The organism is Stutzerimonas kunmingensis (assembly GCF_032106285.1).
In the GTDB taxonomy this organism is placed as follows: domain Bacteria; phylum Pseudomonadota; class Gammaproteobacteria; order Pseudomonadales; family Pseudomonadaceae; genus Stutzerimonas; species Stutzerimonas kunmingensis_B.
Map to the genome: position 1 here is coordinate 1 of NZ_DAMCPO010000038.1, position 15436 is coordinate 15436.

General features: G+C 61.2%; 13 protein-coding genes. 7 read left to right on the plus strand and 6 right to left on the minus strand.

Annotated elements, in window-relative coordinates:
- Window positions 1-87 precede the first annotated feature (87 nt).
- The gene (locus tag RT582_RS20500) at window positions 88-1164 is read right to left on the minus strand and encodes a 3-deoxy-7-phosphoheptulonate synthase (RefSeq protein WP_104097603.1); all 1077 of its coding nucleotides are present in this window, start codon (window positions 1162-1164) and stop codon (window positions 88-90) included.
- A 263-nt stretch (window positions 1165-1427) separates the two neighbouring features.
- Here RT582_RS20500 and RT582_RS20505 point away from each other — a divergent pair, with 263 nt between their 5' ends.
- Both RT582_RS20505 and cysB read left to right on the plus strand, forming a co-directional pair.
- A complete protein-coding gene (locus RT582_RS20505) occupies window positions 1428-2384 on the plus strand; it encodes a putative 2-dehydropantoate 2-reductase (protein WP_313479656.1) in 957 nt (318 codons plus the stop codon).
- A gap of 176 nt (window positions 2385-2560) precedes the next feature.
- Window positions 2561-3535, plus strand: coding sequence for an HTH-type transcriptional regulator CysB (cysB, locus tag RT582_RS20510; RefSeq protein ID WP_090520007.1), 975 nt, complete (start codon window positions 2561-2563; stop codon window positions 3533-3535).
- Window positions 3536-3608: 73 nt separating this feature from the next.
- On the opposite strand, the gene RT582_RS20515 is transcribed toward cysB, so the two are convergent.
- Window positions 3609-4343, minus strand: a complete 735-nt coding sequence (locus RT582_RS20515; RefSeq protein ID WP_278378706.1) for a phosphoadenylyl-sulfate reductase — start codon at window positions 4341-4343, stop codon at window positions 3609-3611.
- 192 nt (window positions 4344-4535) lie between these two features.
- Here RT582_RS20515 and thrH point away from each other — a divergent pair, with 192 nt between their 5' ends.
- Window positions 4536-5153, plus strand: a complete 618-nt coding sequence (gene thrH, locus RT582_RS20520) for a bifunctional phosphoserine phosphatase/homoserine phosphotransferase ThrH (protein WP_278378705.1) — start codon at window positions 4536-4538, stop codon at window positions 5151-5153.
- 35 nt (window positions 5154-5188) lie between these two features.
- On the opposite strand, the gene pabB is transcribed toward thrH, so the two are convergent.
- From pabB to rloA, 4 genes are read right to left on the minus strand one after another with little or no spacing between them, the layout of a single operon-like run.
- The gene (gene pabB / locus RT582_RS20525; protein WP_278378704.1) at window positions 5189-6535 is read right to left on the minus strand and encodes an aminodeoxychorismate synthase component I; all 1347 of its coding nucleotides are present in this window, start codon (window positions 6533-6535) and stop codon (window positions 5189-5191) included.
- A 59-nt stretch (window positions 6536-6594) separates the two neighbouring features.
- The gene (locus RT582_RS20530; RefSeq protein ID WP_041013965.1) at window positions 6595-7578 is read right to left on the minus strand and encodes an alpha-L-glutamate ligase-like protein; all 984 of its coding nucleotides are present in this window, start codon (window positions 7576-7578) and stop codon (window positions 6595-6597) included.
- 3 nt (window positions 7579-7581) lie between these two features.
- Window positions 7582-9108, minus strand: coding sequence for an osmotic stress tolerance membrane protein RloB (gene rloB / locus RT582_RS20535; RefSeq protein ID WP_014820321.1), 1527 nt, complete (start codon window positions 9106-9108; stop codon window positions 7582-7584).
- A gap of 5 nt (window positions 9109-9113) precedes the next feature.
- The gene (gene rloA, locus RT582_RS20540) at window positions 9114-9650 is read right to left on the minus strand and encodes a retropepsin-like aspartic peptidase RloA (protein ID WP_014820320.1); all 537 of its coding nucleotides are present in this window, start codon (window positions 9648-9650) and stop codon (window positions 9114-9116) included.
- Between the two features lie 266 nt (window positions 9651-9916).
- On the opposite strand from rloA, the gene RT582_RS20545 reads away from it, so the two are divergent.
- The 4 genes from RT582_RS20545 (at window position 9917) to acnD (ending at window position 15428) form a co-directional block, all read left to right on the plus strand.
- Window positions 9917-10642, plus strand: coding sequence for a GntR family transcriptional regulator (locus RT582_RS20545; RefSeq protein ID WP_014820319.1), 726 nt, complete (start codon window positions 9917-9919; stop codon window positions 10640-10642).
- Complete coding sequence (gene prpB, locus RT582_RS20550; protein WP_014820318.1) at window positions 10639-11526, plus strand: methylisocitrate lyase; 888 nt, start codon at window positions 10639-10641, stop codon at window positions 11524-11526. Before RT582_RS20545 ends, prpB begins: the two co-directional genes overlap by 4 nt.
- Before the next feature lie 95 nt (window positions 11527-11621).
- Window positions 11622-12749, plus strand: coding sequence for a bifunctional 2-methylcitrate synthase/citrate synthase (gene prpC / locus RT582_RS20555; protein WP_125861956.1), 1128 nt, complete (start codon window positions 11622-11624; stop codon window positions 12747-12749).
- Window positions 12750-12824: 75 nt separating this feature from the next.
- The gene (gene acnD / locus RT582_RS20560; RefSeq protein ID WP_313479663.1) at window positions 12825-15428 is read left to right on the plus strand and encodes a Fe/S-dependent 2-methylisocitrate dehydratase AcnD; all 2604 of its coding nucleotides are present in this window, start codon (window positions 12825-12827) and stop codon (window positions 15426-15428) included.
- The last annotated feature ends 8 nt before the right edge of the window (window positions 15429-15436 follow it).

Consider the following 15436-nt stretch of genomic DNA (forward strand, 5'->3'; position numbering starts at 1 on the left):
TTACCTGCTTCCCTGACTGTCAACTCGCTCTTCCCCCAGACTCCGCGAAGAACCTAAAAAAACGCCGGGAGACCGGCGTTTTTCGTTTCAGTCGCGCTGCCGTCTTGGCAGTACGTCCTTTAGCTTGTCGTGCATGCTCATCACCGCCTTCTCGGTGGTTTCCCAGTCGATACAGGCATCGGTGATCGATACGCCGTACTTGAGATCACTCAGATCCTTCGGAATGGACTGGTTACCCCAGCCAAGGTGGCTTTCCACCATCAGGCCAACGATGGAGTTGTTGCCTTCCAGAATCTGATTGGAGACGTTGTCCATTACCAGCGGCTGCAGGGCAGGGTCCTTGTTGGAGTTCGCGTGGCTGCAGTCGATCATCACATTGGGGCGGATGCCCGCCTTCTTCAGATCCTGCTCGCACAGCGCGACGCTGACCGAGTCGTAGTTGGGCTTGCCGTTGCCACCGCGCAGGACCACATGCCCGTAGTTGTTGCCCTTGGTGGTGACGATGGAGACGCCGCCGGACTGGTTGATGCCGAGGAAGCGGTGCGGGCTGGAAACCGACTGCAGGGCGTTGATTGCCACGGTCAGGCTGCCGTCGGTGCCGTTCTTGAAGCCGACAGCGGAGGACAGGCCCGAGGCCATCTCGCGGTGCGTCTGGGATTCGGTGGTGCGTGCGCCAATCGCTGACCAGCTGATCAGGTCCTGCAGGTATTGCGGCGAAATCGGATCGAGCGCTTCGGTCGCGGTGGGCAGGCCCATCTCGGCGAGGTCGAGAAGCAGCTTGCGGCCGATGTGCAGGCCGTCCTGGATCTTGAACGAGTCGTCCATGTACGGATCGTTGATCAGGCCTTTCCAGCCGACCGTGGTGCGCGGCTTCTCGAAATACACCCGCATGACGAGGAAGAGGCTGTCGGACACCTTTTCTGCCAGCACCTTGAGACGCTCGGCGTACTCGTGGGCGGCCTTCAGATCGTGAATGGAGCAAGGGCCGATCACTATGAACAGGCGGTGATCCTTGCCGTCGAGAATGTCGCGTACCACCTGGCGCCCGTGGGAGACGGTCTGCAGTGCCGAGGCGGTCAGCGGAATTTCACGCTTCAGTTGCTCTGGCGTGATGAGAGTCACGTTGGAGGCAACGTTAAGGTCGTCGATTGGTAAATCAGCCATTTGTTACTCGTCAGGAATCACGGGAGCCGTCCGCCAGCGATCCCGGTGCGGCGGAACACAGCCTGAGGGCGCAGCGGGGAAACGGAACCTTATCGCTAAAGGCCGCACTCGACAACGAGATTGATGGCCTATTGAGGCTTGCCCCCAGTGCACCCATCACGCTGCCACGCCAGTCACTGGGACGTTGCGTGCCGGACTGCTATCGTTCGACCTTTTACCGGCTGGCGCGGCGAGCGCAGCCGGTCCCCAGATCTGGAGTGCTTATGTCTGCTATGAGTCCACGTATCGGCATCATCGGCACCGGTGCCATCGGCGGTTTTTACGGGTTGATGCTGGCGCGTGCCGGCTACGATGTGCACTTTCTGTTGCGTAGCGAATACGCCGCGGTGTGCGAGCGCGGCTTACAGGTGAACAGTGCCGTTCATGGAGCGCTGCAGTTGGAGCGGCCGCAGGTCTACCGCGATGCGGTAAAGATGCCGGCGTGCGACTGGTTGCTGGTCGGTGCCAAAAGCACCAGCAATGAAGCACTCGCGCCGATCATCGCGCAGCTGGCCGCTCCTGATTGCAAGGTCGTTGTACTGCAGAACGGTTTGGGGGTGGAAGATGCCATCAGGCCATTCCTCCCTGACACCGTACATCTGCTCGGTGGCTTGTGTGCGATCTGTGCCCATCGCTCGGCGCCCGGCGTGGTGGAGCATCAGGCACTGGGCGGGGTGAATCTCGGTTACCACTCTGGACCGGCCGGCGGCGACGAGCAGGCACAACTTGCGTTGCTGAACGCGATGGTCGAGATGTTCCGTCAGGCAGGCGTGGACTCGTCGCCGATGCCCAGCCTGGCACAGGCGCGCTGGATGAAGCTGGTATGGAATGTCCCGTTCAACGGGCTGTCGGCGTTGCTCGACGCGGGCACCGAGTCACTGCTCAGTAGCGATCACGCGCGCGCGCAGGTCAAGGCGATCATGCAAGAGGTCTGCACGGCGGCGCACGCGCTGGGCTGCTCGCTGCCGGAGGACTTTCCGGAAAAGCTGCTGATGGGCACTGCGCGTATGCCCGATTACCTGCCCAGCATGTATCACGATCGTTTTCAGAACCGGCCGATGGAGCTTGAAGCGATCTATGCGGCACCGCTCGCTGCCGCAGCGCAGATTGGCGTTTCGATGCCCAGAACGGAGATGTTGTATCACCTGTTGCGTTTTCTGGAGCAGCGCACTGGTGGCTGAGCAAACGCCAGGCCCGGTTTTCGCCGCGCTGCTAAGCTCAACGGCAGTCGCGGCGAGTCAGACCAAAGGTCGCACAGCAAACGCCAGGCGGAACATCTATCATCCGTTGGCGCGTCGTTCATAAGGTTATAAGTGTTGCGGCAGGCGCAGTGGTGCCTTTGCCTTGAGGGATTTCTATGAAGCTTCAACAACTGCGTTACATCTGGGAAGTGGCGCACCATGACCTCAACGTTTCGGCAACGGCGCAGAGTCTGTTCACCTCGCAACCCGGAATCAGCAAGCAGATCCGACTGTTGGAAGACGAGCTCGGCGTCGAGGTGTTCGCCCGCAGCGGCAAGCATCTGACCCGTGTCACGCCAGCGGGGGAGCGCATCATCACGACGGCAGGCGAGATCCTGCGCAAATGCGAGAGCATCAAGCAGATCGCTCAGGAGTTCTCCAACGAAAAGAAGGGCGCCCTGAGTATCGCCACCACCCATACCCAGGCGCGCTACGCATTGCCCCAGGTTATTAGCAGCTTTATCAAGCAATACCCTGACGTTTCCCTGCACATGCACCAGGGTACGCCGATGCAGATCGCCGAGATGGCCGCCGACGGCACTGTCGACTTCGCCATTGCCACCGAAGGGCTGGAGTTGTTCGGTGATCTGGTGATGATGCCCTGCTATCGCTGGAACCGTTGTGTGATCGTGCCTCAGGGGCATCCGCTGGCAAAGCTCGAAAAGCTCACGCTCGAAGCACTCGCCGAGCATCCGATCGTGACCTACGTATTCGGGTTCACCGGCCGGTCCAAGCTCGACGAGGCGTTCGGGCATCGCGGGCTTTCGCCGAAAGTGGTCTTCACCGCCGCCGATGCCGACGTGATCAAGACCTATGTGCGGCTTGGGCTGGGTGTCGGGATCGTTGCGCGAATGGCTGTGGATTCCAAGCTCGACTCCGATCTGGTTGTACTGGATGCCAGCGAGCTGTTCGAATCCAGTGTCACCAAGATCGGCTTCCGCCGCGGCACCTTCTTGCGCGGCTTCATGTGCGACTTCATCCAGCAGTTTGCCCCGCACCTGGATAGGGACATGCTGGAGAAGGCGATCCAGTGCCGTAACAAGGCGGAACTGGATGAGCTGTTCGACGGCATGGAACTGCCGACTTACTGAGCCATGCCGAGCAGGCCGGGAGCCCAGCCTGCTGTCCTTTTATCGTTGCTTCGCTGCCGGCCCTGACTGAGTTTCAGTTCTTGGCGATCAGATTGCCGGCATGCAGCCCGCATTCCTTGTGAGTGGCTTCCTCCCACCACCAGCGACCTTCGCGCTCGTGCTGATTGGGCAGTACCGGGCGGGTGCAGGGCTCGCAGCCGATGCTGATGAAACCGCGCTCGTGCAGGCTGTTGTAGGGGATTTCCAGCATGCGGATGTAGCCCCAGACTTCCTCGCTGGTCATCTGCGCCAATGGGTTGAACTTGTACAGTGCGTTATCCGCCGTGGAGAAGGCCGTATCCAGTTCCAGTACGGATACCTGGCTGCGTGTGCCGGGGCTCTGATCGCGGCGCTGTCCGGTAGCCCAGGCGCGGACTGTGGCCAGTTTGCGTCGCAGCGGCTCGATCTTGCGAATTCCACAGCATTCCTCATGACCGTCACGATAGAAACTGAACAGTCCTTTCTCGCTTACCAGCGGCTGCAGTAATGCGGGATCTGGCGTCATGATCTCGATGGAGATGCTGTAGTGATCGCGCACCTGCTCGATGAAACGGTAGGTTTCGCTATGCAGTCGCCCGGTATCAAGGGTGAACACCTTGACGTTCTTGTTCAGCTTCCAGGCCATGTCCAGCAGAACGACGTCTTCGGCGCCACTGAAGGAAATCCACAGATCATCGCCGAACAGGTCGAAGGCGAGCTTTAGAACGTCTTGCGGGGGTTTCTCGGCGTAGGCTGTGGCCAACGCGGCGACGTCGATAGAGGGGCTCATCGGGCGGCTTCCTTATAGATGGCATTGGCGCTTCGGCGCTCTGAGGCCGCGGATGGTAGCAAAAGGCGTTTATGCCGCTAAATAACGTTTAGGCACTCTGATCAGCTGCTTCGGGTATAAGCCTTGCGTTGCTTCGGTGGCGAGCTGCCGTTAGAGTGCCGCCTTCAATTTTCTGCATTGAGGAGTGGCCCCGTGGAAATAGCCTGTCTCGACCTGGAAGGTGTGCTGGTTCCGGAAATCTGGATCGCCTTTGCCGAGGCCACCGGAATCGAATCGCTCCGGGCGACCACGCGGGACATTCCCGACTACGACGTGTTGATGAAGCAGCGCCTGCGCATCCTCGATGAGCACGGCCTGAAGCTCGCCGACATCCAGAAGGTGATTGCGACGCTGAAGCCACTGGAAGGCGCGCCTGAGTTCGTCGACTGGCTGCGCGAGCGCTTCCAGGTGGTGATCCTGTCCGACACCTTCTACGAATTCTCGCAGCCGCTGATGCGCCAGTTGGGGTTCCCGACGCTGCTTTGTCACCGCCTGATCAATGACGAAACCGATCGCGTCGTGGACTATCAGCTGCGTCAGAAGGACCCCAAGCGTCAGTCGGTCATTGCGCTGAAGAGCCTCTACTACCGCGTCATTGCTGCGGGCGATTCCTACAACGACACCACCATGCTCAGCGAGGCCCATGCCGGCATCCTGTTCCATGCGCCGGACAACGTCATCGCCGAGTTCCCGCAGTTCCCGGCAGTGCACACCTTCGACGAGCTGAAGCAGGAATTCCTCAAGGCATCGAACCGCAAGCTCGCGCTCTAGTGAGTGAGGAAGCGACCGGTGCATGGCCGGTCGCTTCAGTCTGGTAGCTGCTCCAGTGTCTGCAGCAGCACCTTCACCTTGTCGATCGATTCCTGGTACTCCGCCTGCCAGTCCGAGTCGGCGACTATGCCACCGCCGCCCCAGCAGCTGGCTTGCCCATCGTGGATGAGCAGTGTGCGAATGGCGATGGAGCTGTCCATTTCCCCCCTGACATCGACGTACAGCAACGATCCGCAATAGATTGCGCGGCGCGTCGGTTCCAGCTCGTCGATGATCTGCATGGCGCGGATCTTCGGCGCTCCGGTGATCGAGCCGCCGGGAAAGCTGCCGGCCAGCAGATCGAACGCGTCGTGGCCATCGGCCAGTTCGCCGGTCACGCAGCTCACCAAGTGATGCACGTTGGGGTAGCTTTCCAGTGCGAACAGCTGCGGAACGCGCACGCTGCCGATGCGGCAGCTGCGGCCGAGGTCGTTGCGCAGCAGGTCGACGATCATCAGGTTTTCGGCACGATCCTTGTCGCTGGCGAGCAGCGCTTGCGCTTGTGCGGCGTCGCTGTGCTCGTCCGCACCGCGTGGACGGGTGCCTTTGATCGGGCGGGTTTCAACGTGGCCCTGCTGCAGGCGCAGGAAGCGCTCCGGCGAGAGGCTGGCAATGGCGCCGTCTTCCAGTGCGACGAAGCCGGCGTACGGCGTTGGGCAAGCTTCTCGCAGCGCGCGATAGGCGCTCCATGGGTCACCCGAGCAGCCGGCACGAAAACGCTGGGTGAAATTGACCTGATAGCAGTCACCGGCCTGGATGTAGGTCTGAATGCGCTCGATGCCGTTCCGGTAAGTGTCGACAGAAAGATCGGCAGCGAAACGGCTGTGCAGCCTGAATGGAGCGCTTTCGACGGTGGTGGCTGAATCGAACAGCGCGATCAGTCGCATCTGCTCGGAAGAAGTCGTTGCTGGGTGAAACACCAACTGACTGGTGCGCCTCTGGTGATCGCTGATCAGCGCCCAGCCATAAAGGCCGAAACGCGCCAGTGGCAGACCGTTGTCGTCGAGGGCGCGCTGGGGCAGGGTCTCGAGGCGGGCACCGAAGTCGTAGCTCAACAGGCCGATCAGGCCTCCAGCAAACGGCAGCTCACAGCTCTCGGGTAGCTCGGCGGAGCCGAGTCCGCGCAACGCCTGGCGCAAACGGTGGAAGTAATCACGCCCTGATTCATCGTCGCGTGGCTCGTGCACAGCCAGTGGCCAGGCGCTGAGAATGTCGAAGCGCCCACGCTCGGCCTTCGGCCTGCCCGAATCGAGCAGCACCGCACCTGGGACATGGCGGATGCGCTCGAACCAATAGGCGGGATCGGCCTGGTAGGGCAGGGCATGCAGCGTGCAGATGGACATGGGTCGAGTCGATGAGGGGGCAGCCCGAGAGGATACGCGGGCTCCCCGGCTTGCGTCATTCAGGCGTGGGGCGGGACATGGCCGAACAGCTCCTGGGAGAACTTCACCCGTTCCTCCGGCGTTTCCTGGATACCTTTCTCCTTGAGTTCCGCCAGGCGGTTCTCGACTGCATGGGCCCGGTGCGTCAGCCCACAGTCGTTGGCGATCTGGATGTTCAGGCCAGGGCGCGCGTTCAGCTCGAGAATGAGCGGGCCCTTTTCCTGATCGAGCACCATGTCGACACCGATATATCCGAGCCCGCAGAGCTCGTAACAGCCGGCGGCGAGCTTCATGAAGCCGTCCCAGTTTGGCAACTGCACGCCGTCCACCGCGTTAGTTGTGTCCGGGTGTTTGGTGATCTTGTTGTTCAGCCAGGTCCCGCGCAGGGTGATGCCGGTGGCCAGATCCACACCGACGCCGATGGCGCCCTGGTGCAGGTTGGCCTTGCCTCCGGATTGACGGGTTGGCAGGCGCAGCATCGCCATGACCGGGTAGCCCATCAGCACGATGATGCGAATGTCCGGCACACCTTCGTAGCTGATGCTCTTGAAGATCGGATCGGGCGTGACGCGATATTCGATCAGTGCGCGGTCACGATGGCCGCCCAGCGAGTACAGCCCGGTGAGGATATTGGAGATCTGATGCTCGATCTCCTCATGGGTCATGATCTTGCCCGAGACGGTCCTGTAGCGGCCTTCGAAACGGTCGGCGATCACTAGGATGCCGTCGCCGCCGGCGCCCTGCGCCGGCTTGACGACGAAATCGGTGTGATCCTTGACGATATCCTTGAGCTTGTCGATGTCCTTTTCGGTTTCGATGATGCCGTACATCTCCGGCACATGAATGCCGGCCTCGATGGCGCGCTCCTTGGTGATGATCTTGTCATCGACGATCGGATACAGGTTGCGCTTGTTGTACTTGAGCACATAGTCCGCGTTGCGGCGGTTGATGCCCATGATTCCCTTGGCCTCGAGGGCCTTCCACGTCTTGATCAGACCGAACATGGCTCAATCCTTCAGAAAGGCTTTGAAGCGGAACAGCTCGGTCAGGCGGTAGCCGCGGTAGCGACCCATCGCCAGCATGAAGCCCACCATGATCAGAAGCACCGCCGGGAAGGTGAAGATGAAGTAGGTCAGCTCCTGAATGTTCATCAGCATGAAGGCCAGGCTCGCGGCGATCAGGGTGCCGACCGCCACCTTGAAGGCATGGCCGCCGCCACGTTCTTCCCAGGTGATCGACAGGCGCTCGATGGTCATGGTCAGAATCACCATCGGGAACAGGGAGACCGACAGGCCGCGCTCCAAGCCGAGCTTGTGACTGAGCAGGCTGATCACGGCGATCAGCACCACGACGAACGTCAGTACCACCGAGAGGCGCGGCAGCATCTGCAGTTTCAGATGTTCCAGGTACGAACGCAGCGACAGGCCCAGCGCCGTGATCAGCGTGAACAGGATGATGCCGAAGCCGATCTGGGTTTCGCGGAATGCCAGGGCAATCAGTACCGGGGTGAAGGTGCCGAGGGTCTGCAGGCCGCCGAGGTTGCGCAGGATCAGGATCACCAGCACGCCGATCGGGATCATGATCATGATCTGGTAGGTCTGCTGGGTCTGTAGGGGCAGGCCATACAGCGAGTACTCGAGGAAGTCGGCGTCGGTGTTCTCGTCGGTCAGCTTGGCCAGGCGGATGGCGTTCATTTCGCTGTTGTTGAGCGTGAAGGTCACCTGCGGATTGCGTCCGCCTTCCAGATTGATCAGCGGCTCGTCACCGGTCCACCAGACCAAGCGGTCATTCGGCAGGCCTTGCTCGCCGGTGCCGGGGTTGAAGAAGAGCCACTTGTCGCCGTTAAAGCTGCGTAGCCAGAGCTCCGGGGTTTGCGGCTGGTCTGCGTTCAGGCGAATGGTATGCACGCGCTCCATCGGCACGTGAGCGATGGACAGCAGCAATTCGATGACGCGTGCCTTGTTCGGGATGGATGCATCGCCGCCCAGTAGCAGCTTGACGTTGTCATCGTTGGGATTGTTGACCCGCTTGATGGCTTCGCTGATGAAGGTTTCCACATCAGCGGAATGCTGACGAATCGGAGAAAGCAGCGCTTCCGCAGCGATCTTCTCGGCGCCTTCCACCGGAAGACTGTCGCGGAAGATCGGCCCGGTGGCCTTGGTCTGCTCACCGCTGTAGCGCTTGGTGAGCACGAGGCGGTAATAGAGCGTCTGGTTTCCGCTCGCACGGCGCGCAGACCAGGTGACGCGGCGGTTGCCGTCGGCCCGGTTGATGCTGACGCCGTAGTTGTTGGATATGAAGCTTTCGTTGAGGCTGACGAATTCCTGATTCAGTGGCGGCACGTACATCTGCAGCTTGACCGGCTCGCGTGGGCTGGCCTGGAACTCGACCTTGGCGTCGATATTCCACAGGTCATCGGTTTCGTCTTCGGTAACCGGAATGCCCAGTATGAAGATCTGGTAGGCGGTGATCGAAATTCCCAGAGCGACGAGGATGAAGATCAGGACTTTCAGATGCAGAGTGAGAGCGCGCATGGGTATTACTCGTCAGCGTCAGATTCGTTGAGGCAACCGGGTTTGCCGGCAATAAAGGTGCGACTTGGGTCGACCAGGGCGCCGAAGCGGGTGAGCGCGTCGGAACCGATCAAAAGTGGGTATTGGAAAGCGGTACGGTCCGTGAGGTTCACTTCGATTGTGCGTTTGGCCTTGCCCAGGCACAGATCGAGTTCGATAACCGGGCGCGCCGTATAGGTTTTTTCCTCTTCCGGATCATAGTCGCCAGCCCGGCGCTTGATCTTGCTGATGCGTGCCAGCGGACGCTCGATGGGGTGTGCGTGGGCGCTGTCGACGGCAAGGTAGAAGCGCACCCACGACTCGCCTTCACGCTTGAATCGGGTGATGTCACGCGCACTGAGCGACGCGGTTTGGGCGCCGGTGTCGAGCTTGGCGTCCACTTCCAGATTGAAGTCAGGGATTCCAACGTGTTCGTTCAGACCGTAAATCGTATTGTCGGCAGCGGTGCCGATCGCGGGCAGGAGTAATGTACAGAACAGCAGGAAGTGGGCTTTTACTCTCATGGAACCTGTTGTCTTAAGGAAGGGATGACTGGAGATCGAGTGGCGACAGGCATTGCGGGCAAGCGCCGGGGGCGCGAAAGGCTGGCATTCTAGCATGCTGGTTTCACGGCGCTACAAGGCGCTCTGCCCTGGCTCAAGCTAATCTCGACCAAGTTGCCGCTTTTACGACTTTAGTAAAGGTGTCGACAATCTGCGTAGATGGGCTGTTGACTGGTCGGCAATGCAGGCGTACTTTCGCCGCATCGAAACCTGAATTGTCGACAATCATGCTGGATACCGTTGAGCTTCACCCATCCGCGCAACAGCTCGACAGTGGCACGCTGGCCGAGCATGTGTTTCGTCTGATCCAGGCTGCCATCGTCAAAGGCGAGATTGCCCCGGGTAGCAAGATCTCCGAGCCGGAGCTGGCGCGTACCTATGGCATAAGCCGCGGGCCGTTGCGCGAGGCGATCCACCGGCTGGAAGGGCAGAAGCTGCTGGTCCGCGTGCCGCATGTTGGCGCGAGGGTTGTGTCGCTCAGCCATGCCGAGTTGATCGAGCTTTACGAGATTCGTGAATCCCTGGAAGGCATGGCCTGCCGCCTGGCGGCCGAACGCATGACTGAGGCGGAAATCGACGACCTGCGTCGGGTACTGAGCACCCACGAGCGCGATGAGGCGTTTCAGGCCGGTGTCGGCTATTACCAGCAGGAAGGCGATTTCGACTTCCATTACCGGATCATTCAGGGCAGCGGCAACCGCACACTGGCCAAGCTGCTGTGCGACGAGCTCTATCAGCTGGTGCGCATGTACCGCATCCAGTTCTCCACCACGCCGAACCGTCCGCATCAGGCCTTCGCCGAACACCACCGGATTCTCGATGCCATCGCCGAACGCGATGGCGAACTGGCGGAGCTGCTGATGCGCCGCCATATCGCCGCTTCCAAGCGCAATGTCGAACGTCACTTCACGGGCGTTCTTGAGCAAACACCACATGAAAGGGGTAATGCATGACTCTTCCTTCTGCCGGTCAGCGTTTCCGTGACGCCGTCGCCAGCGAGCATCCGCTCCAGGTCGTCGGCGCGATCAACGCCAACCACGCCTTGCTGGCCAAGCGTGCCGGCTTCAAGGCCATCTATCTGTCCGGCGGCGGCGTTGCTGCCGGTTCGCTGGGTCTGCCGGATCTTGGCATCACCGGGCTCGACGATGTGCTGACCGACGTGCGCCGCATCACCGATGTCTGCGATCTGCCGCTGCTGGTGGATGTCGACACCGGCTTCGGCTCCTCGGCGTTCAACGTGGCGCGTACCGTCAAGTCGATGATCAAATTCGGCGCCGCGGCGATCCACATCGAGGACCAGGTCGGTGCCAAGCGTTGCGGCCATCGTCCAAACAAGGAAATCGTCTCGCAGCAGGAGATGGTCGACCGCATCAAGGCGGCCGTGGACGCGCGCACCGACGACAGCTTCGTGATCATGGCGCGTACCGATGCGCTGGCGGTGGAAGGTCTGAACTCCGCGCTGGATCGTGCCGCGGCCTGCATCGAAGCAGGTGCCGACATGATCTTCCCCGAGGCCATCACCGAGTTGGCGATGTACAAGACCTTCGCCGACCGCGTGCAGGCGCCAATTCTGGCCAACATCACCGAGTTCGGTGCCACGCCGCTTTACACCACCGAAGAGCTGGCCAGCGTCGACGTCTCCCTGGTGCTCTACCCGCTGTCGGCGTTCCGTGCCATGAACAAGGCCGCGGAAAATGTCTACACCGCGCTGCGCCGTGACGGCACGCAGAAGAACGTGATCGACACCATGCAAACCCGCATGGAGCTCTACGATCGCATCAACTATCACACGTTCGAGCAGCACCTCGACGCGCTGTTCGCTCAGAAGAAGAGCTGACGAGAAGGCCCCATTGGGTTTGCCAATGGGGCCTTTGCGATCCATTTTTCAACGTGATTTGCAGTATCCAGAACAAATCCAAGAAGGAGATAGCAATGGCTGAAGCAAAAGTTTTGAGCGGCGCGGGCCTGCGCGGACAGATCGCCGGACAGACCGCCTTGTGTACCGTGGGCAAGACCGGTGCCGGGTTGACCTATCGTGGTTACGACGTGCGCGACCTGGCGGCCGAGTGCGATTTCGAGGAAGTGGCCTACCTGCTGTTCTATGGTGAGCTGCCGAACACCCAGCAACTGGCCGATTACAAGAATCGCCTGAAGACCATGCGTGACCTGCCGCAGGCACTGAAGGAAGTGCTGGAACGCATCCCGGCGAGCGCGCACCCGATGGATGTCATGCGTACCGGTTCGTCCGTACTTGGCACGCTGGAGCCGGAGCTCAGCTTCGACCAGCAGCGCGACGTTGCCGAGCGGCTGATGGCCGCTTTCCCGGCGATCATGTGCTACTGGTATCGCTTCACCCACGACGGTGTTCGCATCAACTGCACCAGTGATGAAGAGACCCTGGGCGGCCATTTCCTCGCGCTGCTGCACGACAAGAAGCCGAGCGACCTGCACGTCAAGGTGATGAACGTCTCGCTGATCCTCTACGCCGAGCACGAGTTCAACGCCTCGACCTTTACCGCCCGTGTCTGTGCTTCGACGCTCTCCGACCTCTATTCCTGCGTGACCGGTGCCATCGGTTCGCTGCGCGGTCCGCTGCATGGCGGCGCCAACGAAGCGGCGATGGACATGATCGAGCAGTGGAAGAGTCCGGAAGAAGCCCGCGAAGCGATCCTCGGCATGCTCGAGCGCAAGGACAAGATCATGGGCTTCGGCCACGCGATCTACAGCGTTTCCGACCCGCGCAACGAGGTCATCAAGGTCTGGGCCGAAAAGCTCGCGGACGAAGTGGGCGATACCGTGCTTTATCCGGTCTCGGTGGTTGTCGACGAAACCATGTGGGAGCAGAAGAAGCTCTTCCCGAACGCCGACTTCTACCATGCGTCCGCCTATCACTTCATGGGGATCCCGACCAAGCTGTTCACGCCGATCTTCGTCTGCTCGCGCGTCACCGGCTGGGCATCCCATGTGTTCGAACAACGCAGCAACAACCGGATCATTCGGCCCAGCGCCGAGTACATCGGTCCGGAGCAGCGCAAGGTTGTCCCGATCGCCCAGCGTTGATCGGAGCGGGGGAGTTCGTCGTCGGGCTCCCCGCACCTTGCCCCACAGAACATTACTGAATTGAGTTCTTCCGGCATGAATACAGAACACCGCAAACCTTTGCCAGGTACTGGGCTTGACTACTTCGACACCCGTGAGGCGATCGAAGCCATTCAACCGGGTGCCTACGACAAGCTGCCCTATACCTCCCGCGTCCTGGCCGAACAGCTGGTGCGTCGCTGTGAGCCCGAAGCGCTGACCGATTCGCTGAAGCAGATCATCGAGCGCAAGCGCGACCTCGATTTTCCGTGGTATCCGGCTCGTGTAGTCTGCCATGACATCCTCGGCCAGACCGCGCTGGTCGATCTCGCCGGCCTGCGCGATGCGATTGCGGAGCAGGGCGGCGACCCGGCGAAGGTCAACCCGGTGGTGCCGACCCAGCTGATCGTCGACCACTCGCTGGCGGTTGAATTTGCAGGCTTCGACCCGGATGCGTTCGAGAAGAACCGTGCCGTCGAGGAGCGCCGCAACGAGGACCGCTTCCACTTCATCGAGTGGACCAAGACCGCGTTCAAGAACGTCGACGTGATCCCGGCCGGCAACGGCATCATGCACCAGATCAATCTGGAGAAGATGTCGCCGGTGATTCAGGCCCGTGGCGGCGTTGCCTTTCCGGACACCTGCGTGGGTACCGACTCGCACACCCCGCACGTCGATGCGCTGGGTGTGATCGCCATCGGCGTTGGCGGCCTGGAGGCCGAAACCGTGATGCTCGGTCTGCCTTCAATGATGCGCCTGCCTGACATCGTCGGCGTACATCTGACCGGCAAGCGTCAGCCTGGCATCACCGCCACCGATATCGTCCTCGCGCTGACTGAGTTCCTGCGCAAGGAACGTGTGGTCGGAGCTTGGGTCGAGTTCTTCGGAGAAGGCGCCGACAGCCTTACCATCGGCGATCGCGCGACCATCTCCAACATGTGTCCGGAATACGGCGCCACCGCTTCGATGTTCTACATCGATCAGCAGACCATCGATTACCTCAAGCTGACCGGTCGCGAGCCGGAGCAGGTTGCGCTCGTCGAGCAGTACGCCAAGGAAACGGGCCTGTGGGCGACGGCTCTGGAAGGCGCCGAATACGAGCGCGTGCTCGAATTCGATCTGTCCAGCGTGGTGCGCAACATGGCGGGCCCGTCCAACCCGCACAAGCGTCTGCCGACCTCGGCGCTGCACGAGCGTGGCATCGCCGACGAAGACAAGCTGGCTGCAGCGCGCGCCGAAGAGGCCGAAGGTCTGCTGCCCGATGGTGCAGTGATCATTGCCGCTATCACCAGCTGCACCAACACCTCCAACCCGCGCAACGTGGTGGCCGCCGGCCTACTGGCGAAAAAGGCCAACGAGTTGGGCTTGGTGCGCAAGCCTTGGGTGAAGACATCCTTCGCGCCGGGTTCCAAGGTCGCCAAGCTGTACCTGGAAGAAGCTGGGCTGCTCAGCGAGCTGGAAAAACTCGGTTTCGGCATCGTCGCCTACGCCTGCACCACCTGTAACGGCATGTCCGGTGCGCTGGACCCGGTGATCCAGCAGGAAATCATCGAGCGCGACCTGTACGCCACTGCAGTTCTCTCCGGTAACCGCAACTTCGATGGCCGTATCCACCCGTATGCCAAGCAGGCCTTCCTCGCCTCGCCGCCGCTGGTGGTCGCGTACGCCATCGCCGGTACCGTGCGTTTCGATATCGAGCAGGACGTGCTGGGCACCGACAAGAACGGCAATCCGATCACCCTGAAGGACCTCTGGCCATCCGACGAGGAGATCGACGCCATCGTCGCGTCCTCGGTGAAGCCCGAGCAGTTCAAGCAGATCTACATCCCGATGTTCGATCTGGGCACCATCGAGGAAGCCAAAAGCCCGCTATACGACTGGCGTCCGATGTCCACCTACATCCGTCGTCCGCCGTACTGGGAAGGCGCGTTGGCTGGCGAGCGCACACTGAAAGGCATGCGTCCGTTGGCGATCCTGCCGGACAACATCACCACCGATCACCTGTCGCCATCCAACGCGATCTTGCTGGATTCGGCCGCCGGTGAGTACCTGGCCAAGATGGGCCTGCCGGAAGAGGACTTCAATTCCTACGCAACCCACCGCGGCGACCATCTGACCGCGCAGCGGGCGACGTTCGCCAACCCGCAGCTGGTCAACGAGATGGCGGTGGTCGACGGCAAGGTGCAGAAGGGTTCGCTGGCGCGCGTCGAGCCGGAAGGCAAGGTGATGCGCATGTGGGAAGCCATCGAAACCTACATGACTCGCAAGCAGAACCTGATCATCGTGGCCGGTGCCGACTACGGCCAAGGCAGCTCGCGTGACTGGGCGGCCAAGGGCGTGCGCCTGGCGGGTGTCGAGGTGATCGTCGCCGAAGGCTTCGAGCGTATCCACCGTACCAACCTGGTGGGCATGGGCGTGCTGCCGGTCGAGTTCAAACCGGGCACTACGCGCCTGACCCTTGGCCTCGATGGCACCGAAACCTTCGATATCGAAGGCGAGCTGTCGCCGCGCTGCGACCTGACGCTGGTCATTCATCACAAGAGCGGTGAAGAAACCCGCGCTCCGGTCACCTGCCGCCTCGATACGGCGGCGGAAGTCAGCGTCTACCAGGCCGGCGGCGTGCTGCAGCGTTTCGCCAAGGACTTCCTCGGGCAGGCGTGACCGGCCGT